Source organism: Massilia sp. GER05, from assembly GCF_052056005.1.
Classification (GTDB): domain Bacteria; phylum Pseudomonadota; class Gammaproteobacteria; order Burkholderiales; family Burkholderiaceae_D; genus Telluria; species Telluria orientalis.
Genome location: NZ_CP178858.1, coordinates 3,339,177 through 3,361,791, shown reverse-complemented (window position 1 = coordinate 3,361,791; position 22,615 = coordinate 3,339,177). Strand labels below are relative to the sequence as shown.

Genomic DNA, 22,615 nt, shown 5'->3' with positions numbered 1-22,615 from the left:
GATTTCGATTGATTACGACGCATCGCCATGTGGCTCGATAAAGATCTGCACTTCGCCCATGGACGTCGATCGCATCAGTTCAGTGCGTCCCTCAGCGTCGGTCTTTCCTGAGATTTCCTGGCCGTCGGACAGGATGGCGCGGTAGCTCCGGCGTGCTACCGGCAAGCCGGACTGCTGGTCGAACAGGACGATCCGTTCGTTGGTCCTGATGTCACTGGTCGGCAGCGTCATCGCCGCGACCGAGCCGCCACCGCCGGTCACATGGGCGAATTTGGCAGACTTGATCGTGTGGTTCGCACTGCACTGGTGCACGATCTCGTCATTGCCGAGGTCGACCTGCGCCCCCTTGGCGACCACGCGTACCTTCGGCGCCTGCAGCACGATTTCGTCGGCGGCACTCAGGACGATCCGTTTCGCGGACGTGATTTCGATATCGTCCTTGTGGGTCCGGATTTCCATCTTGCCGGACGCGGCGACCAGTTTCATGCCGAGCTTGTGAGCAAACATGCTGACGGTCTGGGCTGCGCGCACCAGGAACGTACTGCCTGTACTCACCTGGGTCGTACCCACACTGATGAGGTCAATCTGGCTTTGCGCGCCCACCAGTACGTTGTCCTGGCTACCGATGGCGACGCCCGCCGGGGCGCTGACGGCGACCATCGGCATTCTGCCGCCGGTACCATCCGGGTCGACATTGGTACCGGCCTCCCATTCGTTGAGCCGCTTGACGAGGTCCTTGAGCTTCGCGGCCGGTGTCGGATCCGCATGGTGCGTCTCAGCTAACTGCGACAGTTGCTGCTGGACGCTCTGGAGCACCTCGGTCAGCCCCAACAGCGCCTCCCGCTGCAGCAACGCGCCGTCAGCACTGCGCTGGCCGTCCGCACTGATGAACACGCCGGATTTACCGCGTACGGATACGGCGCCGTCCGAACGCAGTTCGGCGCCCTCTCCGCGGGCGCCGCCGTGTCCGTTCTGGCGCGGGTGAGTCAGCCATCCGAGGTTCAGCTGGCTATGACCATGTTCGCTCGCGAGCTGGCTGCTGATCTCTCCGGGCGTGTCGTCGAACCGTAGCTGGTTGTAGCGCATGCCCTTGACTTCCTTGCTCTTGATGCCGGCAAGGAAGCGGTTTCCGGGCAATTCCCCGACGTGACTGAAGGCCGGCGGCAAGGGCCTGCCATACATGCTGCCCACGACGACCGGCTTGTCCGGGTCGCCGCCGAGGAAGTCCACCAGCACCTCGTCCCCAACGCGCGGCAAATGCATGCTGCCCCATTTATCGCTCGCCCAAAAGCTGGCGACACGCACCCAAGCCGAGTCGCGATCGCTGTTCGAGGCACCGGGACCGGACCCGTGGTCTTGTTCGCGCGTTCCGAGAAAACGCAGCTTGACGCGGCCCATCGCATCGCAATGCACCTCTTCGCCAGGGGGGCCGACAACGACGGCACTTTGCAACGTCACGCGCGGCAGGTCCGTGCGCGGATCGAATGCAGGAACGATGGGAATACCGCGCCGCACGCACGAGAACCGGTTCGTGTAGCGCATCTCGCGTCGTTCACTCGCACCGAAAAGTTCGGACGCGGCACGCCCGTTTTCCCAGCCATTCACGGCAAACAGGCGCTGCACAACTTCATCGGCCGTCGTCGGTAAATTATTTTCCGCGCTGACCCATAATTCCGTCAGCACGAATTCGCGCTCGTCTTCCGGATGCGAATCGATCTCAGGATGCCCATCCAGACTGAACCACTCTCCGACACACAAGTCACGCACACCGCCTTCGCCATGGAAACACTTTGATTCGTATTCGTGCCTCTGGATGCGCAGTTCTCCGAGCCGCTTGTAATCTGCAACATCGTCGCCCGCATGCGGGGGATCGACGAGGTAGTCGTCTAAGCTAAAGGCGAACTGGGTGCCGACTTCGCCGAGGCGCATCACGGTCGGTGCCTGGACGGACATCAATGCGCCTGTCTTGTAGTCCCAGCTCTGCCGGCTGACGCTGCCACTCCTCAGCGTTCGCGTTGCGCTCCAGTGATAAATGCTGTCGGACGTCAGCGTGGCGAGGTCATTGTCGAATCGGATTGCGCCCGCTTCATTGCGGCCGAGGGCGTACGGAGAATCGAACAGGACCAGCGTGTGCGCCGGCGTCCGGTCGGTGCCGGTTTCGCTTGCAGCACCCGGGCGGATAAACCAGGAAATACCGCGCCGTTTCCACAACCGGCGTAAAAATGCAGCATCCGATTCGTTGTGCTGCATTGTGAATTCACGGGAGGGATAAGCGTTGCCTACGCCGGAAAAATCGATATCCAGCACCCTTGCCAGCACTGGATTCATCGCCCGCCATTCGTTGATCAAGGCTGCGGACAAATCGATCTCATTGACATTGCGGAAAACACGTGTGTTCACCCGCTGCTCCATCAATGCCAGTGAATCCCGAACAACGAGGTGATAAGTGGCAAGTCCGCCATCGCTCTGCCCCGCCGCCGCTTCCGCCACGATGCCGCAAACGGAACGCAATTGTCCGCGATCGGTGACGAATTGCAGCTCGATCGGCAGGGCAATCAAATCTTTGAGAGGTAACGTGGCGTGCGACGATACGCAATAAAGCCGATATTCCAGGCCGCCGCACAACTGTTCGTGCCCATCTGCTTTTTTAACGAGCAGAACATCGTCAAAAACGTTTTCCGGGCCGGAAAGTCTCAGACGGATGGGGCGATGTGCTTCGCTCAAACCCGACACTAAATTACCCAACTCGTTGAAAAGCGACCTACCTGTTCCGTCGAGGCTCTCGAACATATATTCCCGCAAACAATTGTTGAGTGACAATAACTGGGAAACGATCTGCTGCAGTGGCAGCGGAAATAATTGTTACGTCACGCGGGCGTACGATACCACAACAGAATGTGACGATTTCTCTCGGAAATTCACAGTTCGCAAGGGGCAATCGATCCCGCGGAACCGGAAACGGCCAGTCAGGTGCAACCGATTTCGAGCAAATGAGGATGGGGAAAACGTTCTTATGCGACCGGCCGAGTCGCGTAGTAAAAGCCGGCAAGCAGGAACATAGATGTCTAGACTCGTGGGATCATGTACCCATCCGTAGCTGGCCGCTCTTCAAGGCCAGGAACGTTTTGCGTACACTGTTCCAATCCGATCTTTCACTGGCGACACGATGGCCCAGGTACTGCACAGCCAAGCTCGCACCACCCACCTGATCCGTGAGGAAATCAGGAACTCAACGCTGCCGCAAGCCAAACTGGCCAGGCTGTGCAACGTCTCCCGCCAGACCATCCGGAAATGGCAAGATCGGGATTCCTCGGAAGACAAGTCGCACGCGCCCATCAAGATGTACACAACTCTGTCTCCCGAACAGGAGCTCATCGTTGTGGAGCTACGTAAGACTCTCCTGCTACCGACGGACGACCTGCTGGCGGTCACACGCGAGTTCATCAATCCCGCAGTCTCGCGTGCCGGCCTGGGGCGCTGCCTGCGCCGCCACGGCGTCTCCGACCTGCGCGACCTGGTCGAGCAGGAAGGCGCAGCCCCGGCTACGAAGAAGACCTTCAAGGACTACGAGCCGGGCTTCGTGCACATTGACATCAAGTACCTGCCGCAGATGCCGGACGAGACGGCAAGGCGCTATCTGTTTGTTGCCATCGACCGCGCCACGCGCTGGGTTTTCGTCGAACTGTATGCCGATCAAACCGACGGCAGCAGTGTCGATTTCCTCACCAAGGTCCAGCATGCCTGCCCGGTCAAGATCGTCAAACTGCTGACCGACAACGGCAGCCAGTTCACCGACCGCTTCACGGCCGGCGGCAAAAAGAAGGAGCCCAGCGGTTCGCACGTGTTCGATCGGCTGTGCAAACAGTTCGACATCGAGCACCGCCTCATCCCACCTCGCCACCCGCAGACCAACGGCATGGTGGAGCGCTTCAATGGCCGCATCAGCGACATCGTCAACCAGACCCGTTTTGGCTAAGCTGCCGAACTGGAATCGACGCTGCGCAATTACGTCAAGATCTACAACCACAGCATTCCGCAGCGAGCGCTCAAGCATAAAACACCCATTCCGGCACTCAAGGAATGGAATGAAAAACGCCCTGAATTATTCAGGAAACGCGTCTATAACCAGCCGGGTCTTGACAACCCATGGCGGCGCCAGCATCGCTGCTGTTGACGGCCTTGAACTTGCTGCCATCGATGGCGACCACCCAGCTGCCGGCACAATACAACGAACTGGCGACAAACATCGCGACGGAAGTTCGCTATCGCCATGAAGTCGGGGCTCAAGCGCTGCATCAGCCACATCGATTCGATGTTGCGCTGGGCTTCATCCGCAGATGTGCGTCGATTTAGGAAAAGCCTTCTCGAGTATCGCCAGAGGCGACGCACACGACATCGGCCGACAACACTTTGCCTTGATCAACTGCCTTGCCGAACAGCATGTGAATCGCACGCTGGCTGGGCGTGGTTTGACGTCGTCCGGAAGGCACCTGCAATGCCCCGCAGCGCAAGATATGCATTCGATAATACATTTTCTAATGTCGAAGGTTTGCTATGCGCCGGCGTCAACTACACGATGCGGCAAGCCTTAATTCGTCGTGAATTGCTGACGTAGATCAGCGCCAATGCGCTGATCTGACAGAATGCTGGAGGCGAGGACGGGAGTCGAACCCGTCTAGACGGCTTTGCAGGCCGCTGCATAACCGCTTTGCTACCTCGCCGGAGGAGACTTGACTATGCCACAGCGACCGGTTATTCGTCGCAGCGACACGAGAAGGCTGGCTTCTCTGTAACTGGAGCGGGAGAAGAGTCTCGAACTCTCGACCTCAACCTTGGCAAGGTTGCGCTCTACCAACTGAGCTACTCCCGCATCGGGTACACCATCGTGAATTACCTGGAGCGGGAGAAGAGTCTCGAACTCTCGACCTCAACCTTGGCAAGGTTGCGCTCTACCAACTGAGCTACTCCCGCATGGAGTTCATCACGTACTACGATTGTAAAACACTGGAGCGGGAGAAGAGTCTCGAACTCTCGACCTCAACCTTGGCAAGGTTGCGCTCTACCAACTGAGCTACTCCCGCATGGAGTCTTACTTGTTTGCCCCAGCATCATCTTGCGATGACTGGAGCGGGAGAAGAGTCTCGAACTCTCGACCTCAACCTTGGCAAGGTTGCGCTCTACCAACTGAGCTACTCCCGCGTCGCTGGAACTTGCGATTATCTCAGATTTTCGACTGCTTTCCAAGACAACCTTTTTATTACTTCGACAGGCAAACTGTGGAGCGGGAGAAGAGTCTCGAACTCTCGACCTCAACCTTGGCAAGGTTGCGCTCTACCAACTGAGCTACTCCCGCTTCGTTTCGTTTGCTGCGTTGTCGTTGCAACAGGCAGGCATTATAGAGATGCTGAGCTATGTGTCAAGGATGACCCAGCAGAAACTTATACCGTGCCCGACTTTTCCTTGATCAGCGGCCACGCGCGGCGCAGGTAGTAGAACATCGACCAGACCGTCAGCACGCCCGCGATCCACAACAGGATCTCGCCGCACTTGTGGATGTCGAGCACGCCGTCGAACATGGGATCGTGGAACAGCAGCATCGGGATGGCGACCATCTGCGCCGCCGTCTTGATCTTGCCCAGCGAGCTCACGGCAACGGACTTGCGTGCGCCGATCTCGGCCATCCATTCGCGCAGAGCGGAAATCGTGATCTCGCGGCCGATGATGATGAAGGCAATGATGGCGTTCACCCGGTCCAGCTGCACGAGCACGAGCAGTGCGCCCGCCACCATCAGCTTGTCCGCGACGGGGTCGAGGAAGGCGCCGAAGGCCGACGTCTGGTTCCAGCGCCGGGCGAGGTAGCCGTCGAACCAGTCCGTGATCGCGGCGACGATGAACACGAGCGTGGAGGCCAGGTTGCGGTCGGCCACGTGCAGCCAGTGTTCGGGGAGATAGTAGACGCCAACGACCAGCGGGATGAGGGCGACGCGTAGCCAGGTCAGGAGAATCGGAATATTGAAAGGCATGGGGTGAGGCTGATCGTGCTCTGCTTGTTGAGTTGCGTGCGCGCTAGTCTACATGGCTCTTGCCGTTTAAACCAGTTGAGCCATCCGTGACGCGCCCCCCTCTCAGTGCAGCTGCCGATAAATCTCTTCCGCCAGCGTACTGGAAATGCCTTCCACCGACATCAGGTCCTCCACGCTCGCATCGATCACGCCCTTCAGGCCGCCAAAGCGCGCGAGCAGCTTCTGGCGGCGCTTGGCGCCGATGCCCTCGATCTCTTCCAGGCGCGACGCCTGGCGCGTCTTGGCGCGTTTGGCGCGCATGCCCGTGATGGCGAAGCGGTGCGCCTCGTCGCGGATCATCGCCACGAGCATCAGCGCGGCCGATTCCTTGCCCAGTTCCTGCGGCGGGCGGCCATCGGCGAAGATCAGCGTCTCGAGGCCGACCCTGCGCCCCTCCCCTTTCGCCACGCCGACGATGTTGCCGATGTCGAGCCCCAGCTCCGTAAAGACCTGGCGCGCCATCTCGACCTGGCCCTTGCCGCCGTCGATCAGCGCGATGTCCGGCATCACGCCCTCGCCGTTCGCCACCTTTTCGTAGCGCCGCGTCAGCACCTGGCGCATCGCGGCATAGTCGTCACCCGGGGTGATGCCCGTGATGTTGTAGCGACGATATTCGCCGTTCTGCATCTGGTGGTGGTGGAACACGACGCACGACGCCTGCGTCGCCTCGCCCGCCGTGTGGCTGATGTCGAAGCATTCGACGCGCAGGGATTCGAGATCCTCGCTGTCGAGGCCCAGCACCTCCGCCAGCGCGCGCGTGCGCGACTGCTGCGAGCCCTGCTCCGACAGCAGCCGCGCCAGCGAGATTTCCGCGCCCTTTTGCGCCAGTTCGAGCCATTGGCGGCGCTGGCCCTGCGGCTGGAACACCAGGTTGATGCGGTGGCCGCACTGCTCCTGCAGCGCCATCATCAGCTCGGGCTGGTCGAATTCGATGTTCAGGATGATGATGCCCGGGACAAATTTGTCGCCGTAATGCTGCGCCATGAACGCCGCGAGCACCTCCACTTCGATCGGGCATTCATCCATCGCCTCTCCCACTTGCGTCGGGAAGTACGCGCGGTCGCCCAGGTGGCGGCCGCCGCGCACCATCGCCAGGTTCACGCACGCGCGCCCGCCCTGCACGACGACGGCGATGACGTCGACGTCCGCATCGCCCGTCGTCTCCATGCTCTGCTGGTGCAACACGCGCGACAGCGCCTGGATCTGGTTGCGCACGCTCGCCGCCTGCTCGAACTTCAGGTCCTCGGCATACGCGAGCATCTTCTTCTCGAGTTCTTCCAGCACCTCCGTCTGGCGACCGCGCAGGAATTTCGCGGCGTTGTCGACGTCGCGCCTGTAGTCTTCCGGCGCGATCAGGTCGACGCACGGCCCGCTGCAGCGCCCGATCTGGTGCAGCAAACAGGGCCGCGTGCGGTTGGCGAAGACGCTGTCCTCGCACGTACGCAGCATGAACACCTTCTGCAGCAGCTGCATCGATTCCTTCACGGCCCACGCGCTCGGGAACGGCCCGAAGTACTGGTTCTTCTTGTCCAGCGCGCCGCGATAATAGGCCATGCGCGGATAGTCGCCCGCGGTCAGTTTCAAATACGGGTAAGACTTGTCGTCGCGGAACAGGATGTTGTAGCGCGGCTTGAGCGTCTTGATCAGGTTGTTTTCCAGGATCAGCGCTTCGGCCTCGCTGTGCGTCACCGTCGTTTCCAGGCGCGCGATCTGCGACACCATCATCGCGATGCGAGGGCTCGACAGCGTCTTCTGGAAATAGCTCGACACGCGCTTCTTGAGGTTGCGCGCCTTGCCGACGTAGAGAACCCTGTCTTCTGCGTCGAAATAGCGATACACGCCGGGCAGGTCGGGCAGCTTGGCCACCGTCGCCAGAACTTGTTCGCGCGCCGCCTCGGTGGGGCGCACGGGGGATTCCGCATCCTTTGTCATCGTCGCGATCAATTCCTCTTTCATGGCTTGCCACGCATCCGGACGGGCGCGCGGCGCTTGCGCCGGGGACGGCAGCGGCTTGCGCCGGCGCGCCTTTAGTCCCGTACTTACTACGACTTCGTCTGTCACTTCCGCTACACCCAGGCAGCGGACAACAACAACTACGGTGCCTGGGTGACGATGACGAACGCGACGCCGTAATCGGCTTCGTCGCTGATCGTCACCTGGGCCGTGAGCCGGTGCGTCCGCATGAATTCATCGAGCGCCCCGCTGCATACGATCATCGGCTTGCCGCTCGGGGCGTTGAGCATCTGGGCCGAGCGCCAGGTCATGGGCATGCGCATGCCTAGGCCGATCGCTTTCGAGAACGCCTCCTTGGCCGAGAACCGGGTGGCCAGGAAGCGCAGCCCCCGCACCTCGTTCTTGGCGCGGCGGGCGTGGTATTTGACAAGTTCCTCGGGACCGAGGATCTTTTCGGCGAAGCGTTCGCCGCTGCGCTTGAGGGCCGCCTCGACGCGCGAGATCTGGACAATGTCCGTGCCGATCCCGTAGATCATCACTGGCCCGCTTTGGACGAGGCGTAAGAGACGCCCAGGCGCGCCGCGACCATGATCGCCTTCATCTCGCGCACGGCGTTTTCGAAGCCCGCGAACAGCGCGTGCGCGACGATTGCGTGGCCGATGTTCAGTTCGTGGATCTCGCGGATCGCGGCGATCGGCTGCACGTTCGTGTAATGCAGGCCATGGCCCGCATTGACGCGCAGGCCGTGCTTCACGCCGGCGCGCACGCCCGCCTTGACGCGTTCCAGCTCGCGCGCATGCTCTTCGGCGTTCCCGGCCTCGGCGTAGCGCCCCGTGTGCAGCTCGATGACGGGCGCGCCGACGGCGGCCGCGGCGGCGATCTGCTGCTCGTCGGCGTCGATGAACAGCGACACGCGGATGCCCTCGCCTTTCAGTTGCCGGATCGCGGCTTCGACTTCCTTCTGGTAGCGGATGACGTCCAGGCCGCCTTCCGTCGTCACTTCTTCGCGGCGCTCCGGCACGAGGCACACGTCCTGCGGTTTCACTTTGCACGCGAAGTCGATCATCTCCTGCGTGACGGCCGCCTCCAGGTTCATGCGCGTCGCGAGTTGCGGGCGGATGGCGAGGACGTCGGCGTCCTTGATGTGGCGGCGGTCTTCGCGCAGGTGCAGGGTGATCAGGTCGGCGCCCGCCTGCTCGGCGATCAGCGCGGCGCGCAGCGGGTCGGGGTAAACGGTGCCGCGCGCATTGCGGACGGTGGCGATGTGGTCGATGTTCACGCCCAGGTCGATCACCTGGCCGGCGGGTTGCAGGAAGCTCATGGTGGTAGTCTTTGTTCTTAAAGCTGCATCAGGTCGATCAAAATCTGGCGCGTGTTCAGCGGCGCGCCTCCCAGGTGATAGGCCAGCAGGAAGCGCATCAGCTGCTTGCTTTGCGCCTTCGTCTGCGGGTCGGCGTAATCCTCGCGTTCCATGTCGACGAGCGTCTTGCCGGACACCACCGGCCACGACTCCACGGCCTGCGCCGTGCGTGCGCCGCGTTCCGGGTCGACGACGTACAGGCCGTCCGGCTCGACCGGGGCGCGCGTCGTCGTGCAGCGCGTCAGGTCGGCGGCGACCCCGGTCTCCTTAAGTAAGGCCCGTTCGAATTTTCGCAAGGCGATCGGCGCCGGTTCGCCGTGCGCCAGTTCATTGAGTGTCGCGACGTAGTGGTTGAACAGGGCCGGATGCGCATCGTCGCGCGCCAGCAGCTTCACCAGCAATTCATTGAGATAGAAGCCGCACAGCAGCGCGGTCTTCTCGATCGGCAGCATGCCGCCGACCCATTCGGCGTCGATCAGCGTGCGCAGTTCGGACTTGCCCGAGAAGGACACGGACAGCGGTTGAAAGGTCTGCAGCACGCCCCGTAGTTTCGAATGCGGCCGTTTCGCGCCCTTCGCGACGACGCCGATGCGGCCGTGATCGCGCGTGAAGAGGTCGACGATGAGGCTCGTCTCCTTGTACGGATAGCTGTGCAGCACGAAGGCCGGTTGGCCGGCAATCCGCTGACCGACCACGCGGCCTTCGCGCGCGGGCGTGCGGCGCCTGGCGCCGGCCGCCGCCGGGGCATGGGCGTCGCTATCGTTATCGATGAGTTCGTCGTCGCGGCTCGGCATGCGTACGCTCCCGCCCCGGCTTGTTACTCGTAACCGTAAGCGCGCAGGCCCGCTTCGTTGTCGGCCCAGCCGGACTTCACCTTGACCCAGATTTCCAGGTACACCGGGCCGCCGAACAGCTTTTCCATGTCGAGGCGGGATTGCGTGGAAATCTCTTTCAGGCGCGCGCCCTTGTTCCCGATGATCATGGACTTGTGCGTGTCGCGCTCGACCAGGATCGCGGCGAAGACGCGGCGCAAATTGCCTTCTTGCTGGAATTGTTCGATGAGGACGGTGCTCGTGTACGGCAGCTCGTCGCCCAGCAGGCGGAACACTTTTTCGCGCACGATCTCGGCCGCGAGGAATTTCTCGCTGCGGTCGGTGATGTCGTCCGGGCCGAAGATCGGCGGATTTTCCGGCAGGTGGCGCTTGATCTCGCCTTCGAGCGCATCGACCTGGAAGCGCAGCTTCGCGGACACGGGCACGACCGCGGTGAAATCGCGCAGGCTGGCGACCTTCGCGGCGAACGGCATCAGCTCGGCCTTGTCCTTCATGCGGTCGGACTTGTTGATGACGAGGATGACGGGCACGTTCTTCGGCAGCAGGTCCGCGACCAACTGGTCGGCCGGGCCGAACGTGCCGGCCTCGACGAGGAACAGGATCACGTCGGATGCCGTCAGCGTGTTCGACACGGTCTTGTTCAGCGTCTTGTTCAGCGCATTCGCGTGGCGGGTCTGGAAGCCGGGCGTGTCGACGTAGATGAACTGGGCGTCGTCGCGGGTCTGGATGCCCGTGATGCGGTGGCGCGTCGTTTGCGCCTTGCGCGACGTGATCGACACCTTGGCACCGATCAGCACGTTCATCAACGTCGACTTGCCCACGTTCGGACGGCCGACGATGGCGATGTAGCCGCAGCGGAAGCCTTCCGGTGCAGTGTCGTTGGTCTCGGTGGTGGTCTCGATGTTCATGCTGGGGTGTTTCCTGACTTGTGGGTTTGTTTCTGCTGCGACTGCGGCTCCTCGGCCTGCGCCGCCAGCTCGGTCTGGTCGGTGGCGATGCCCGCCAGCTTCAGCTGGGCCGACCGGGGCCGCGACTTGCGCGCCGTGGACGGACTTTTTTGCAACAGTTGCTCGGCCGTTTCCAGCGCGAGGCGCGCCGCGGCCTGCTCGCCGGCGCGGCGGCTGCCGCCGCGTCCGAAGACCTGGATGCCCAGCTTGGGCACGAGGCACTCGATCTCGAACTCCTGGCTGTGCGCGGCGCCGTGCGTGGCGACGACGTTGTACGTGGGCAGCGAGATCTTTTTGCTCTGCAAGAACTCCTGCAACAGGGTCTTGGCATCCTTGCCGAGCGTACGCGGGTCGACGGAATCGAGCAGCGGAATATAAAACGAACGGATCGCGTCGCGCGCCGCATCGAAGCCGCTGTCGAGGAAAATGGCGCCGAGCAGCGCTTCCAGGGTGTCGGCGAGGATCGACGGCCGGCGGAACCCGCCGGATTTCAACTCGCCCTCGCCCAGGCGCAGGAATTGCGACAGTTCCAGCTTCTGGGCGATCTCGAACAGCGATTGCTGCTTGACGAGGTTGGCGCGCAGGCGCGACAAATCGCCTTCGGCCAGGTTGTTGAATCGTTCGTACAGGATGGAGGCGACGACGCAGTTCAGGATCGAGTCGCCGAGGAATTCCAGGCGCTCGTTATGCAGACTGCTGTGGCTACGGTGGGTCAGCGCCTGTTGCAGCAGGCCGGCGTCCCGGAACGTATAGCCTAGGCGAGTTTGCAATAACTGAAGATTCATTGTCTTACCAATCTAATGGGCCGGCGCCGCGCGCCGATCCCATCGCGCGCCCTCCCGGCGTATTACTTGTCGGCCTTGTCGGCCTTGGCGGCATTGTTGCCGCTGGGGTCGGTGGTACCGTCGAACTTGAACGTCAGGTTGATGCTGTCCGTCAGCGGCACCTGCTTCTCGTAAGCGAAGCTGATCTCGGTCGTGCCGCCATCGCGCGTGATCACGAGGTCACGGCCCTGGATGGCCGACACGTCGTTGACGCCGGCATTCTTGTCGAACGCCTGCCGGATCTCGCGCACGGTGCCGGACCCGGCCTCGGCCTTCGCCTTGGCGATCGAATCCTTGACGGCCCGGTATTCCAGGAAAGCCGGCGTCACCTTGATCGCCACCAGCGCCAGCGCGCCCAGCACGATCAACACGACGATCAGGCCCGACAGCGAGACACCGCTTTCCGCACCGATCCGATACCGCTTGCCACCTTTCATCACACCCTCCGCGTCGGCTTAGTGGATACCGCCGATGCGCTTCAGGTTGCTGAAGTTCATCCAAACAAACACAGCCTTGCCGACGATGTTCTGGTCCGGCACGAAGCCCCAGTAGCGGCTGTCTGCGCTGTTGTCGCGGTTATCGCCCATCATGAAATAATTGCCCTCCGGTACGATACAGGTAAATTGATCGTAGGAATAGGTGCAATTTTCGTGATGGGGGAACTCCTCCACGGCGCTCTGGTTGTAGGTGCGGGCACCGTCCATGTTCAGGATGCGGTGCGGCGCGTTCGTCAGCTTTTCCAGGAATTGCTTGTGGTAGACCGGGCGCTCGTCGTCCAGGTAATCGTCCATCGGCACGTACTCGACCGGCTGGCCGTTCACGGTCAGGCGCTTGTTCTCGTAAGTGATTTTATCACCCGGTATGCCGATCACGCGCTTGATGTAGTCCTGGCTCGGATCCTTGGGGTATTTGAACACCATGACGTCGCCCCGCTGCGGATTGCCCACCTCGATAATCTTCTTGTTGATCACCGGGAGGCGGATGCCGTAGTCGAACTTGTTCACGAGGATCAGGTCGCCCACGAGCAAGGTCGGCACCATCGACGACGACGGGATCTTGAATGGCTCGAACAGGAAGGAACGCAGCACGAACACGAGCGCGATCACGGGGAAGAAGCTGCCGGAATACTCGACCCACGTCGGCTGGCGCAGGATCGATGCCTCCAGCGCCGCGCGGTTGCCGTTGTCCAGCTTGATGCCGTCGGCCGTCAGCTTGGCGTGGCGCGCGTCGTACTCGGCCAGGGCCGCGTCCGCCTTCGCGCGGCGCTGCTTCGCGAGGACGAACACGTCGAGGCACCAGATGACGCCCGTGATCACCATGGCGACGAACAAAATCAAGGCAAAATTGCCGAGGATCGGTTGCAGATTCATCGTTTCTGATTCTTCCCTTATTTTTCTTCCACTTGGAGGATGGCAAGGAAAGCCTCTTGCGGGATCTCCACCGAGCCCACCTGCTTCATGCGTTTCTTGCCGGCCTTTTGTTTCTCAAGCAGCTTCTTCTTGCGGCTGACGTCGCCGCCGTAGCACTTCGCCAGCACGTTCTTGCGCAGCGCCTTGACGTTTTCGCGCGAGATGATCGTCGCGCCGATCGCGGCCTGGATCGCCACGTCGAACATCTGGCGCGGGATCAGTTCGCGCATCTTCGCGGCCACCTGGCGGCCGCGGTAGGCGGCGTTGGCGCGGTGCACGATGATGGCGAGCGCGTCGACCTTGTCGCCGTTGATCAGCATATCGACCTTCACGACGTCCGACGCGCGGTATTCCTTGAACTCGTAGTCCATCGACGCATAGCCGCGCGACGTGGATTTCAGGCGGTCGAAGAAGTCCAGCACGATCTCGGCCATCGGGATCTCGTACACCAGTTTCACCTGGCGGCCGTGGTAGCTCATGTCCATCTGCACGCCGCGCTTGCCGGTGCACAGCGTGATGACGGCGCCGACGTATTCCTGCGGCATGTACAGGTTGACGGTGACGATCGGCTCGCGCACTTCGTCGATCTTCGACACTTCCGGCATCTTGGACGGGTTGTCGACCTTGATCATCGAACCGTCGCGCATCACGACTTCGTACACGACGGTCGGGGCCGTCGTGATCAGGTCCTGGTCGAATTCGCGCTCCAGGCGTTCCTGGATGACGTCCATGTGCAGCAGGCCCAGGAAGCCGCAGCGGAAGCCGAAGCCCAGCGCCTGCGACACTTCCGGCTCGTACTGCAGCGCGGCGTCGTTCAGCTTCAGCTTTTCCAGCGAGTCGCGCAGTGCGTCGTACTGGTTCGCTTCCACCGGGAACAAACCGGCGAACACCTGCGGCTGCACCTCCTTGAAGCCGGGCAGCGGCGCCAGGGCCGGGCGCGACGCCAGGGTGACGGTATCGCCCACCTTCGCGGCCTTCAGTTCCTTGATGCCGGCGATGATGAAGCCCACCTGGCCGGCCTTCAGCTCCGGCAACTGCACGGAGCGCGGCGAGAACACCCCGACCTGCTCGACCAGCTGCTGCGAGCCCGTCGCCATCAGGAGAATCTTGTCCTTCGGACGCAACGTGCCGTTCTTCACGCGCACGAGCATCACGACGCCGACATAGCTGTCGTACCACGAGTCGACGATCAGGGCCTGCAGCGGCGCGTCCGGATCGCCTTCCGGCGGCGGCACTTTCGCGATCAGCGTTTCCAGCACGTCTTCCACGCCCAGGCCCGTCTTCGCGGAGCAGGTGGTGGCGTCGGTGGCGTCGAGGCCGATGACGTCCTCGATTTCCTGCTTCGCGCGGTCCGGATCGGCGTGCGGCAGGTCGATCTTGTTCAGGATGGGCACCACTTCCACACCGAGGTCCAGCGCCGTGTAGCAGTTGGCGACGGTCTGCGCCTCCACGCCCTGCGACGCGTCGACGACGAGAAGCGCGCCTTCGCAGGCGGACAGCGAGCGCGACACTTCATAGCTGAAGTCGACGTGGCCCGGGGTGTCGATCAGGTTCAGGTTATAGATCTGGCCATCGCGTGCCTTGTAATGCAGCGCCGCGGTCTGGGCCTTGATGGTGATGCCGCGCTCGCGCTCCAGGTCCATCGAGTCGAGCACCTGCTCGTCCATTTCACGTTCCGACAGGCCGCCGCACAGCTGGATGATGCGGTCCGCCAGCGTCGATTTACCGTGATCGATGTGGGCGATGATGGAAAAGTTACGTATGTTTTTCATTAACAAACTCAAAACCAAAAAGAGCGGCACGCGGCCAGGCCGACAGGCTTGGCTCCTGCCGGCGCAATACGAAAAAAGCGCCGCGTCTGGGGGACGGGAAGTTCCCCGGGCGAGCGCCTTATCGGGCGAATCGCGGCTCATGAAGGCCGCGGCTTGACCCGCAAGCTGCCCATTTTACCGGATTTCGAGGCAGAAAGCCCGGTTTCCGGGGAGGACCACGATTCAAGTTGGCCATTGGCGCGCCGTTAATGGCACATCGGCACCTTACGGCCCTTCTTTTTTGCCACCATGATCTACACGTCCGAACCGCAGCAATGGCGCACGCAGCTTTCCTTGCCCATCGGGCAACGCATCCTGCCCCTGCCCGATGAAGTGCGCGACATCGTGCACCAGGTGAACATGGCGACCGGACTGGACGCCGTGCCCGCCCCGTGCGTGCCGGATGCCGTCCTGCAGGCGGACCTGCGCGCCGCGCTGGCGGGCATGCCGGCCTCCGTGCGCGGCCTCGTGGGCCCGCTGCTGCTGGGCGTGTGCACGGGCCGCGGCCTCGGGTCGTCGGGCATCACGGACATCGTCGCGGATGCCGTCGACGGCCGCATCCTCGGCTGCGTCGTGCTGCTCGACATGGATCTGCTGGAAACGCATACGGCCAATTCCTGGGCCACGTGGAAGGAAAACCTGCCGTTCGGCGGCCCCGGCTTTTCGCTCGCCGCGACGATCGCGGCCCCGCTCGACGACACCCGCGCGCACGCGCTGCAATTCCTGCTGCTGCACGAATTCGGCCACGTCGTGACGGCGGGCGGATCGTTCCTGCCGCGCTGGTGGGAACCGGTGCCGGCGGCGTTCTTTCCCTTCCTCGACCTGAGCTGGCATGCGAACGCCGCCGGGCGCTTCGTGCCGTGGAGCGGCTCCGATTTCGGCCTGCGCGGCGCCGTCGATTTCTACGGCACGAACAAACTGCACAGCGACACCATCGTGACCGCGTATGCCGGCCTGGAAGGCAGCGATTTTCCCAGCCTGTACGGCGCGACGAATCCGTACGACGATTTCGCGGAATGCTTTGCGAGCTATGTGCACAGCGAACTGCTGGGGCGGCCGTACGAGTTGCGCGTCGATTACGACGGGGTGCCGCAGGCTACGCTCGAGAGTTTCTGGGCGAGTCCGCGCAGCGACGCGAAGCGGGTGTTCATGCGGGAATTACTCGGCGAGACGGCGATCGTCGCCAACGATGAAAAACAGTTTGTCGCCGCATGAAAAACCGTCGCCCCCGCGAAGGCGGGGGCCCAATCTGGATCTGCCGCAACGCGTAATACTTGGGTCCCCGCCTGCGCGGGGATGACGGCTAATTTGATGCTGCGCTTGTAACCCGATGCAGCATCTTTTCGAACGCCCCGAACACCCGCTCCATCACCGGCCGCTTGTACGGATACCTGCCCGGATCGTCCATTGCGTGCACGACCATCGCGTTGTCCACTTCGAAGATGAGCAACCGGCCATCGCGCGTCTCCGCGCAATCGATGCCCAGCCAAGGCAAGCCGATGCGCGCATCGATCCCGGCCAGCGCCGCCGCGTGACGGCGCGCGAACCCGTCGTCGAACGCAGCCATCCCGGCCGCCTCCTCCGCCCGCTTGGCGGCGCTGTCGTCCATGCCCGCGTTCAGGTAATGCACCATCCAGTGCGACGAGATCGCCAGGTGGCAGATGAATGGCTTGCCGTCGATGAGCACGATGCGGTATTTGCGGAACTGGCCGTCCGGACCGGAATAATCGACGAACGGCGCCAGATAGAACTCGCCCGCGGCATGCCCGCCGAGATAGTCGCGCAGCGCGGTGCCGTCGTCCACCTTTTGCAGGTCCGTGCCCGCGTGCGAATCCACTGGCCGCACGATCAGCGGGAACGCACCGTCGGTTAGTTGCATTGCTGCCGCACGATCCAGGCGCACCGTCCGCGGCACCAGTGTCCCGGACACGCCATCGAGCGCCGCGCAGACGCCGTCGCGCGACAGGTGCGCGATCCGCTCCGGCCGGTTGATGACGGGACGCGGCCAGCCGTCGAGCATCCGCGCCACGTCGCGCAGCAGCGCCGCGTTGGCGTCCGATTGCGCGATCGCCACGAACAGCGCGTCGTGGTCGGGCACCTCCTCCGGCAGCGGCAGGTCGGGCGTCACGTATTGCACGGTCGCGGCGATGCTCGAGGTCTGCAGCAGGAATTCGACGGGCGTGTTGGCCATGAAGTCGCCGGGCCCCATCAGCACGAGCAGGTTCAAGGCCGGCGTCCTGGCCGGGGCCGGCAGCGCGTACAGCGACCGGATGGCCAGCGCGTGGTGTTGCACGTCCAGGCCCGCCGCGCGCTGGCCCAGCAATTGCAGGACGAAGCTGGCATCCAGCCACGCGTTCGCATCGTCGGGATGCGCCTGGGCACGCGCCAGCAGGCGTTCGCCGACCGGACGCAGGTCGGCCCGATAAAAGGCGCAGCGCATCAGGGCCGCGGCGCCGATCAGCGGGGCGTAGGGCGTGGCGGCGGCGTCGAGGATGGTGGGCGTGATCATGACAGGCGGCGGCCGGCGCGCAACACGGCTTCGACGAGCGCGTCGATGTCGGCACGGCCCGTGCGGTGGTTGACGATCGCCGCGCGGATCGCGTAGCGGCCTTCGAGCGTCGTCGCGGATGGCGCCACGCGGCCTTCGTCGTACAGTGCGAGCACGATCTCGCGATTGACACGTTCGGGATCCGCGCAGACATAGCGGAAGCAGACGATGTTCAACGCGACGGGCGCCGCCAGTTCCAGTGACGGCTCGGCCGCGACGCGCCCGGCGAGGTAGCGGGCCAGCGCGCACGTGGCCGAGATCGAGCGGCCGATGGCGTCGGCGCCGTAGACCTGGAACGTCAGCCACGTCTTCAGTGCACGGAAGCCGCGCGACAAATCGGGCCCCAGGTCGCACGGCCACGCCGTCCCCGCCGCGAGCCCGGTGCTGGCGCGCTGCAGGTACGCGGCCGGTGCGGCGAAAGCGTCGAGCATGTGCGCGCCGTCGCGCGCGAGAAAATAGCCGGCGTCGTACGGCACCTGGCCCCACTTGTGAAAATCGAAGGCGAGCGAGTCCGCGCGCGCAATGCCGCCGAGAAGCGGCGCGACGTCCGGCGCCAGCATCCCCAGCGCCCCGTACGCGCCGTCGACATGCAGCCACATGCCCTGTGCGCGCGCGACATCGGCGAGTGCCGCGAGCGGATCGATGGCGCCCGTGTTCACCGTGCCGGCGCTGGCGACGACGAGGAATGGCCGTAACCCGTTGCGGCGATCCGCAGCGACCTGCGCGGCGAGATCCGGTACGTCCATGCGGCCGGCGGCATCCACGCGCACGGTGCGCAGCGCATCGGTGCCGAAGCCGGCCATGTCCAGGGCCTTCGCGATGCAGCCGTGCGCTTCGGTCGACGCGTATGCGCGCAGGTCCGCATGCGCCGCGAGCCCGTGCGCGCGCACGTCGCGCCCCAGCGCCCGCGTGCGCGCGACGACGACGCCCATGAAGTTGGCGATCGACGTGCCCGTGACGAACACGCCGCGGGCCGTATCGGAAAAGCCGAACAGCGCCGCCATCCATTGCGATACCTGGCGCTCCACCTCGACGGGCGCCTGGTTGCGGCCGCCGACGTTCGCGTTCAGCGCCCCCGCGATCATCTCGGCGACGATGCCCACCGGCGTGCCGGCGCCATGCACCCAGCCCATGAAGCCGGGATGCGGGTTGCCGACGGTGTAGGGAATGACGTTGTCCTGCAGGCTGCGGTAGGCGTCCGCCAGCGAGCCCGGCGCGCGCGGCAGCGGGGCACGCAGGCTGGCGCGCGCGGCGTCCGGCATCTGCTGCCAGACGGGCCGCGCACGAATATCCTCCAGGTGGTCGAACATGTCGTCCAGGATCTGGTGCCCGAGGGCGCGGAGTTGCGTCCAGTCCGCGGGGTCGAGCGTAGCGTCGGGGCCGTCAGCCATATGCATCATTCAGGAATCGATGCAGCCGATTATCGCAGGTCGGCTCGCTTTCGATCCATGGAACAAGCTGTAAAAGCTGTGACTATTGCCCTTTTGATTACGCGGCCGCCTCTGCCAGGCCGAGGTGACGCCGCAGCGCACCCTCGTCGAGGAAGTAGTGGCACAGCTCGGTGCCGGCCGGCTCCGCGACGAGCACCGGCACCAGTTCGTCGTAGCGGGCGACGAGGGCCGGGTCGGCATCGACGTCGACCACGTCCACCGCGTACGCCCGCCCCTGGCGGGCCATGAACGCCTGCAGCGCGGCGAGCATGTCCTCGCACAGGTGGCAATACGACCTGGAGTACAGCGTAAAACGTAGACTCATTGGCGCGGCCGGATGACGAGGTAGCGCGAGACATTGTCCCTACGCACCAGCAGAGCGACCGGTTTCTTCGCGTCGAGCTTGGCGACGAGCCCGTTGAACTGGGCCGCGCCCGTGATCTCGACATTGTTCATCTGCAGGATCACGTCGCCCTGGCGGATGCCGGCCGACGCCGCGCGCCCTTCGGAGAACTCGACCAGCACGCCGGCCTCCGTCTTGAGCTCGCGCTTCTGGGCGGCCGTGAGATCCGACACGTGCAGGCCCAGTGCGTTCGGCGCCTGGTCCGGCGCCGGCTTCTTGGGCGTCGCCTTGGCCGTCGGCGATTTTTCTTCCTGCAGTTCGACGATGGTCACCGGCAGGTCGATCTGGCTGCCGCGGCGCCACACGGTGACGGTGGCGCGGCTGCCGACGGCGCTGCCGCCCACGAGTCGCGGCAGGTCGGAGCTGCGTTCGATGTCCTTGCCGTTGAATTTCAGGATGATGTCGCCGACTTTCAGGCCGGCCTTGTCCGCCGGCCCGCCCGGCTCGACCATCGCGACCTCGGCGCCGCGCGCGCGCCCCAGCCCGAGCGATTCCGCGACGTCCGTCGTGACCTCGCTGATCTGCACGCCGAGGCGCCCGCGCGTCACCTTGCCCGTCTTGCGAATCTGCTCGGAGACGCGCATCACCTCGTCGATCGGCACGGCGAACGAGATGCCGTTATAGGCGCCGGACAGCGTGGCGATCTGCGAGTTGATGCCGATGACCTCGCCGCGCATGTTGATCAGCGGGCCGCCCGAGTTGCCGGGGTTGACGGCCACGTCGCTCTGGATCAGCGGCAGGTATTCGCCGGTGTCGCGCGCCTTGGCCGAGATGATGCCGGCGGTCACCGTGTTCTCCAGGTTGAACGGCGAACCGATGGCGATCACCCACTCGCCCACGCGGATCTTGCTGGAATCGCCGATGCGCACGTTCGGCAGGTTGCGCGCGTCCACCTTCAGCAGGGCCACGTCGCTGCGGGCATCCGAGCCCAGCACCTTGGCCTTGAATTCGCGGCGGTCAGTCAGGGTCACGACGACCTCGTCCGCGCCTTCCACGACGTGCGCATTGGTCAGCACATACCCGTCGTCCGAAATGATGAAGCCGGAGCCGACGCCCCGCTGCACGCGTTCTTCCTGCGGCTGTTCCGCGGGCCCGCCGCGGCGTCCGCGCGGCACCATCTGGCCGCCGAAGAAGCGGCGCAGGAATTCCTGCATCTCTTCGTCCGGCCCGCCCTGGTCGAGACGGACGCGTTCGGTGGTGCGGATGTTGACGACGGCCGGGCCGACCTTGTCGACGAGGTCGGCAAAATCGGGCAGGCCGGTGACGGTCGGGGCGGCAACGGGAGCGGCCGCATGGGCCGCCGGGACGGACATCAGACTCGCGCCCGCAAAGACGAGGGCGGACAGGATCGCGCTTCCAGTTTTGCTTGTCATAGGTTCGGTAAGGTCTGGGCTTGGATGGTTCGTATGGTAAGACAAAAGTGCATTGTTGTCGCGTTGGCACCGCCGTGGCGAACGGGGCGCGCGGCCCGCGCAGGCATCAGGCGGTGCGGCGTAACGAGCCGGGCGGCTCAGGTGGGGTCGGCGGCGACGGTCGCCTGGCCGGCGGCGTCGGCGACGACGGCCGCGCGCTTGCCCGGCAGCGGTTCGGCCTCGAGGCGGGCGGCCATGCGTTCCGCGAAACCGGGCGACAGGTCGGTCGCGGGATCCGCGCGCAGGACGTCGCCGATCTGGTGGAAGAGCGCCCAGGCCTGCCGGCCCTCCGGCGTGTCGAGGGCGGCGAGCGCCAGTTCCCGGTCGACGTCCGGGATCTCGCCATCGCTCAGCGCCGAGATGAGTTCACGGTTTTTCTTGTTCGTGTCCATAGCCATCACGCCGGTACGTAAAACTTTGTCTTCATATCGCTACCTACCGACGTTTGTCCGCAGAGATATCCAGCAAGGGCCGCAATTTCTCGGCGATGACTTCGCGCGCCCGGAAAATCCGGCTCCGCACCGTCCCGATTGGACACGCCATCACTTCGGAGATTTCCTCGTAGCTTAAACCTTCTATTTCGCGCAGGACGATCGCGGTCCTCAATTCCAGCGGCAAGGCTTCCATGGCCGCATTCACGGTATAGGCGATCTGCTTGCTGGCCAACATTGACTCCGGTGTATTAATGTCTCGCAAGCTATCTGCGTCGTCAAATCCTTCCGCACGTTCGGCATCGGCTTCCGTCGAGGTCGGCGCGCGCCTGCCTTGCGTTACCAGGAAATTCTTTGCCGTATTAATTCCTATTCGATATAGCCATGTATAAAACGCGGAATCGCCGCGGAAATGGCGCAGTGCACGGAATGCCTTGATAAAGGTTTCCTGCACCACGTCTTCCGCCTCGGCCGGATCGTGCACGAGGCGCGACACGAGCCGCATCAGGCGACGCTGGTATTTCGCCACCAGCAGGTCGAACGCTCCGCGATCGCCCGCCTGGACGCGCTCAACCAGCAGTTGATCACATTCGCGTTCGGTCGTCACTGCAATGCCCCGTTGGCTGCGGCGGCGTCCCTGTTAGACGGAAACGGTGTGCACGTTTCCTTAAGAGTTGGTCCGCTGCAATGAGTTCGTCGTGTCTTCGCATCCTTCGTCTGCATGTCCGCGCCGGCCGACCACTGCCAGCGCGACGGCCAGCGCGCGCCACACCGCGGCGTCGACGCTGTCGCGCCACACGTACAGGACGCGTGGTCCCGTGCCCGGCGCGGCGTACCGCAACACCATCAGCATCGGCCAGACGACCGATCCGGGCAGCAGGACCGCATTGCCCTCCGGCGGCAGGCCCACGTCCTGTTGTACCGTTACGCGCAAGTCGCCGGTTCCAGAAATATCAATCCGGTGCGTCTTTGAAGGAAGGGCCGCCGCGCCCAGCACGGCGCTGCCGGCGGCCGCCAGCGCCGCCGCGACGAGGGGCGCGAGGCGGACCTGCCCAGGCGCCGCGAGCCCGATGGCCAGCGCAGACGCGAGAAGGGCCAGGCCGCAGCCACCCCATACGAACCGCTGGATGCGCGACGGCCTGACGAGCACGGACACCGCGATCGACATGGGTGTTTCCAATTAGAATTTGAG

19 protein-coding genes, 6 tRNA genes and 2 pseudogenes are annotated in these 22,615 nt (G+C 63.8%); 2 read left to right on the top strand and 25 right to left on the bottom strand.

Features of this window, described 5'->3' with window-relative positions; genetic code table 11:
* Window positions 1–12: 12 nt before the first annotated feature.
* On the bottom strand, window positions 13–2,790 hold the full coding sequence (locus ACL58G_RS15180) for a type VI secretion system Vgr family protein (protein WP_440967628.1): 2,778 nt from the start codon (window positions 2,788–2,790) through the stop codon (window positions 13–15).
* A 376-nt stretch (window positions 2,791–3,166) separates the two neighbouring features.
* Between ACL58G_RS15180 and ACL58G_RS15175 the strand changes: the two are divergent.
* Window positions 3,167–4,174: pseudogene (locus ACL58G_RS15175) on the top strand (IS481 family transposase).
* On the opposite strand, the pseudogene ACL58G_RS15170 reads toward ACL58G_RS15175, so the two are convergent.
* The 17 genes and pseudogenes from ACL58G_RS15170 to lepA form a co-directional block, all read right to left on the bottom strand.
* Window positions 4,161–4,380: pseudogene (locus ACL58G_RS15170) on the bottom strand (IS5/IS1182 family transposase); the annotation flags it as partial. The pseudogenes ACL58G_RS15175 and ACL58G_RS15170 sit on opposite strands and share 14 nt — an antisense overlap.
* A gap of 267 nt (window positions 4,381–4,647) precedes the next feature.
* A tRNA-Cys gene (locus ACL58G_RS15165) sits at window positions 4,648–4,721 on the bottom strand.
* A gap of 73 nt (window positions 4,722–4,794) precedes the next feature.
* Window positions 4,795–4,870 (bottom strand) — tRNA-Gly (locus ACL58G_RS15160).
* 25 nt (window positions 4,871–4,895) lie between these two features.
* Window positions 4,896–4,971: transfer RNA gene (locus ACL58G_RS15155), tRNA-Gly, on the bottom strand.
* A gap of 34 nt (window positions 4,972–5,005) precedes the next feature.
* Window positions 5,006–5,081: transfer RNA gene (locus tag ACL58G_RS15150), tRNA-Gly, on the bottom strand.
* Window positions 5,082–5,123: 42 nt separating this feature from the next.
* Window positions 5,124–5,199 (bottom strand) — tRNA-Gly (locus ACL58G_RS15145).
* A 78-nt stretch (window positions 5,200–5,277) separates the two neighbouring features.
* Window positions 5,278–5,353 (bottom strand) — tRNA-Gly (locus ACL58G_RS15140).
* 85 nt (window positions 5,354–5,438) lie between these two features.
* On the bottom strand, window positions 5,439–6,023 hold the full coding sequence (pgsA, locus tag ACL58G_RS15135; protein WP_056137323.1) for a CDP-diacylglycerol--glycerol-3-phosphate 3-phosphatidyltransferase: 585 nt from the start codon (window positions 6,021–6,023) through the stop codon (window positions 5,439–5,441).
* A 102-nt stretch (window positions 6,024–6,125) separates the two neighbouring features.
* The gene (uvrC, locus tag ACL58G_RS15130; protein ID WP_413341162.1) at window positions 6,126–7,994 is read right to left on the bottom strand and encodes an excinuclease ABC subunit UvrC; all 1,869 of its coding nucleotides are present in this window, start codon (window positions 7,992–7,994) and stop codon (window positions 6,126–6,128) included.
* Window positions 7,995–8,155: 161 nt separating this feature from the next.
* On the bottom strand, window positions 8,156–8,551 hold the full coding sequence (gene acpS, locus ACL58G_RS15125) for a holo-ACP synthase (protein ID WP_413384753.1): 396 nt from the start codon (window positions 8,549–8,551) through the stop codon (window positions 8,156–8,158).
* Window positions 8,551–9,336, bottom strand: a complete 786-nt coding sequence (gene pdxJ / locus ACL58G_RS15120; protein WP_413384751.1) for a pyridoxine 5'-phosphate synthase — start codon at window positions 9,334–9,336, stop codon at window positions 8,551–8,553. Before pdxJ ends, acpS begins: the two co-directional genes overlap by 1 nt.
* Before the next feature lie 17 nt (window positions 9,337–9,353).
* Window positions 9,354–10,169, bottom strand: coding sequence for a DNA repair protein RecO (gene recO / locus ACL58G_RS15115; RefSeq protein WP_440967626.1), 816 nt, complete (start codon window positions 10,167–10,169; stop codon window positions 9,354–9,356).
* 23 nt (window positions 10,170–10,192) lie between these two features.
* Complete coding sequence (era, locus tag ACL58G_RS15110; protein ID WP_056137315.1) at window positions 10,193–11,116, bottom strand: GTPase Era; 924 nt, start codon at window positions 11,114–11,116, stop codon at window positions 10,193–10,195.
* Complete coding sequence (gene rnc, locus ACL58G_RS15105; RefSeq protein WP_440967624.1) at window positions 11,113–11,940, bottom strand: ribonuclease III; 828 nt, start codon at window positions 11,938–11,940, stop codon at window positions 11,113–11,115. Before rnc ends, era begins: the two co-directional genes overlap by 4 nt.
* A 62-nt stretch (window positions 11,941–12,002) precedes the next feature.
* On the bottom strand, window positions 12,003–12,416 hold the full coding sequence (locus ACL58G_RS15100; RefSeq protein WP_413384745.1) for a DUF4845 domain-containing protein: 414 nt from the start codon (window positions 12,414–12,416) through the stop codon (window positions 12,003–12,005).
* An 18-nt stretch (window positions 12,417–12,434) separates the two neighbouring features.
* The gene (lepB, locus tag ACL58G_RS15095) at window positions 12,435–13,349 is read right to left on the bottom strand and encodes a signal peptidase I (protein ID WP_413341150.1); all 915 of its coding nucleotides are present in this window, start codon (window positions 13,347–13,349) and stop codon (window positions 12,435–12,437) included.
* A 17-nt stretch (window positions 13,350–13,366) separates the two neighbouring features.
* Complete coding sequence (gene lepA / locus ACL58G_RS15090; protein ID WP_413384743.1) at window positions 13,367–15,160, bottom strand: translation elongation factor 4; 1,794 nt, start codon at window positions 15,158–15,160, stop codon at window positions 13,367–13,369.
* Between the two features lie 288 nt (window positions 15,161–15,448).
* Between lepA and ACL58G_RS15085 the strand changes: the two genes are divergently transcribed.
* Window positions 15,449–16,414: a hypothetical protein gene (locus ACL58G_RS15085; RefSeq protein WP_440967621.1), complete on the top strand. Its 966-nt coding sequence runs from the start codon at window positions 15,449–15,451 to the stop codon at window positions 16,412–16,414.
* Window positions 16,415–16,502: 88 nt separating this feature from the next.
* Here the strand turns inward: ACL58G_RS15085 and ACL58G_RS15080 are convergent, their stop codons facing one another.
* From ACL58G_RS15080 to ACL58G_RS15050, 7 genes are all read right to left on the bottom strand, one after another.
* The gene (locus ACL58G_RS15080) at window positions 16,503–17,708 is read right to left on the bottom strand and encodes an ATP-grasp domain-containing protein (RefSeq protein ID WP_413384738.1); all 1,206 of its coding nucleotides are present in this window, start codon (window positions 17,706–17,708) and stop codon (window positions 16,503–16,505) included.
* Window positions 17,705–19,147 (bottom strand): pyridoxal phosphate-dependent decarboxylase family protein, encoded by a 1,443-nt coding sequence (locus ACL58G_RS15075; protein ID WP_440967619.1) that lies wholly within the window; start codon window positions 19,145–19,147, stop codon window positions 17,705–17,707. Before ACL58G_RS15075 ends, ACL58G_RS15080 begins: the two co-directional genes overlap by 4 nt.
* A gap of 88 nt (window positions 19,148–19,235) precedes the next feature.
* Window positions 19,236–19,502 carry a glutaredoxin family protein gene (locus ACL58G_RS15070; RefSeq protein WP_440967618.1) on the bottom strand — a complete coding sequence of 89 codons (267 nt, stop codon included), beginning with the start codon at window positions 19,500–19,502 and terminating at the stop codon, window positions 19,236–19,238.
* Window positions 19,499–20,953 carry a DegQ family serine endoprotease gene (locus ACL58G_RS15065; protein WP_413384731.1) on the bottom strand — a complete coding sequence of 485 codons (1,455 nt, stop codon included), beginning with the start codon at window positions 20,951–20,953 and terminating at the stop codon, window positions 19,499–19,501. The genes ACL58G_RS15070 and ACL58G_RS15065 overlap by 4 nt, the downstream gene beginning before the upstream one ends.
* A gap of 137 nt (window positions 20,954–21,090) precedes the next feature.
* Complete coding sequence (locus tag ACL58G_RS15060; protein WP_440967615.1) at window positions 21,091–21,384, bottom strand: sigma-E factor negative regulatory protein; 294 nt, start codon at window positions 21,382–21,384, stop codon at window positions 21,091–21,093.
* A 43-nt stretch (window positions 21,385–21,427) separates the two neighbouring features.
* Window positions 21,428–22,030, bottom strand: a complete 603-nt coding sequence (gene rpoE / locus ACL58G_RS15055; protein WP_413346238.1) for an RNA polymerase sigma factor RpoE — start codon at window positions 22,028–22,030, stop codon at window positions 21,428–21,430.
* 60 nt (window positions 22,031–22,090) lie between these two features.
* Window positions 22,091–22,603: a hypothetical protein gene (locus ACL58G_RS15050; RefSeq protein WP_440967613.1), complete on the bottom strand. Its 513-nt coding sequence runs from the start codon at window positions 22,601–22,603 to the stop codon at window positions 22,091–22,093.
* Between the last annotated feature and the right edge of the window lie 12 nt (window positions 22,604–22,615).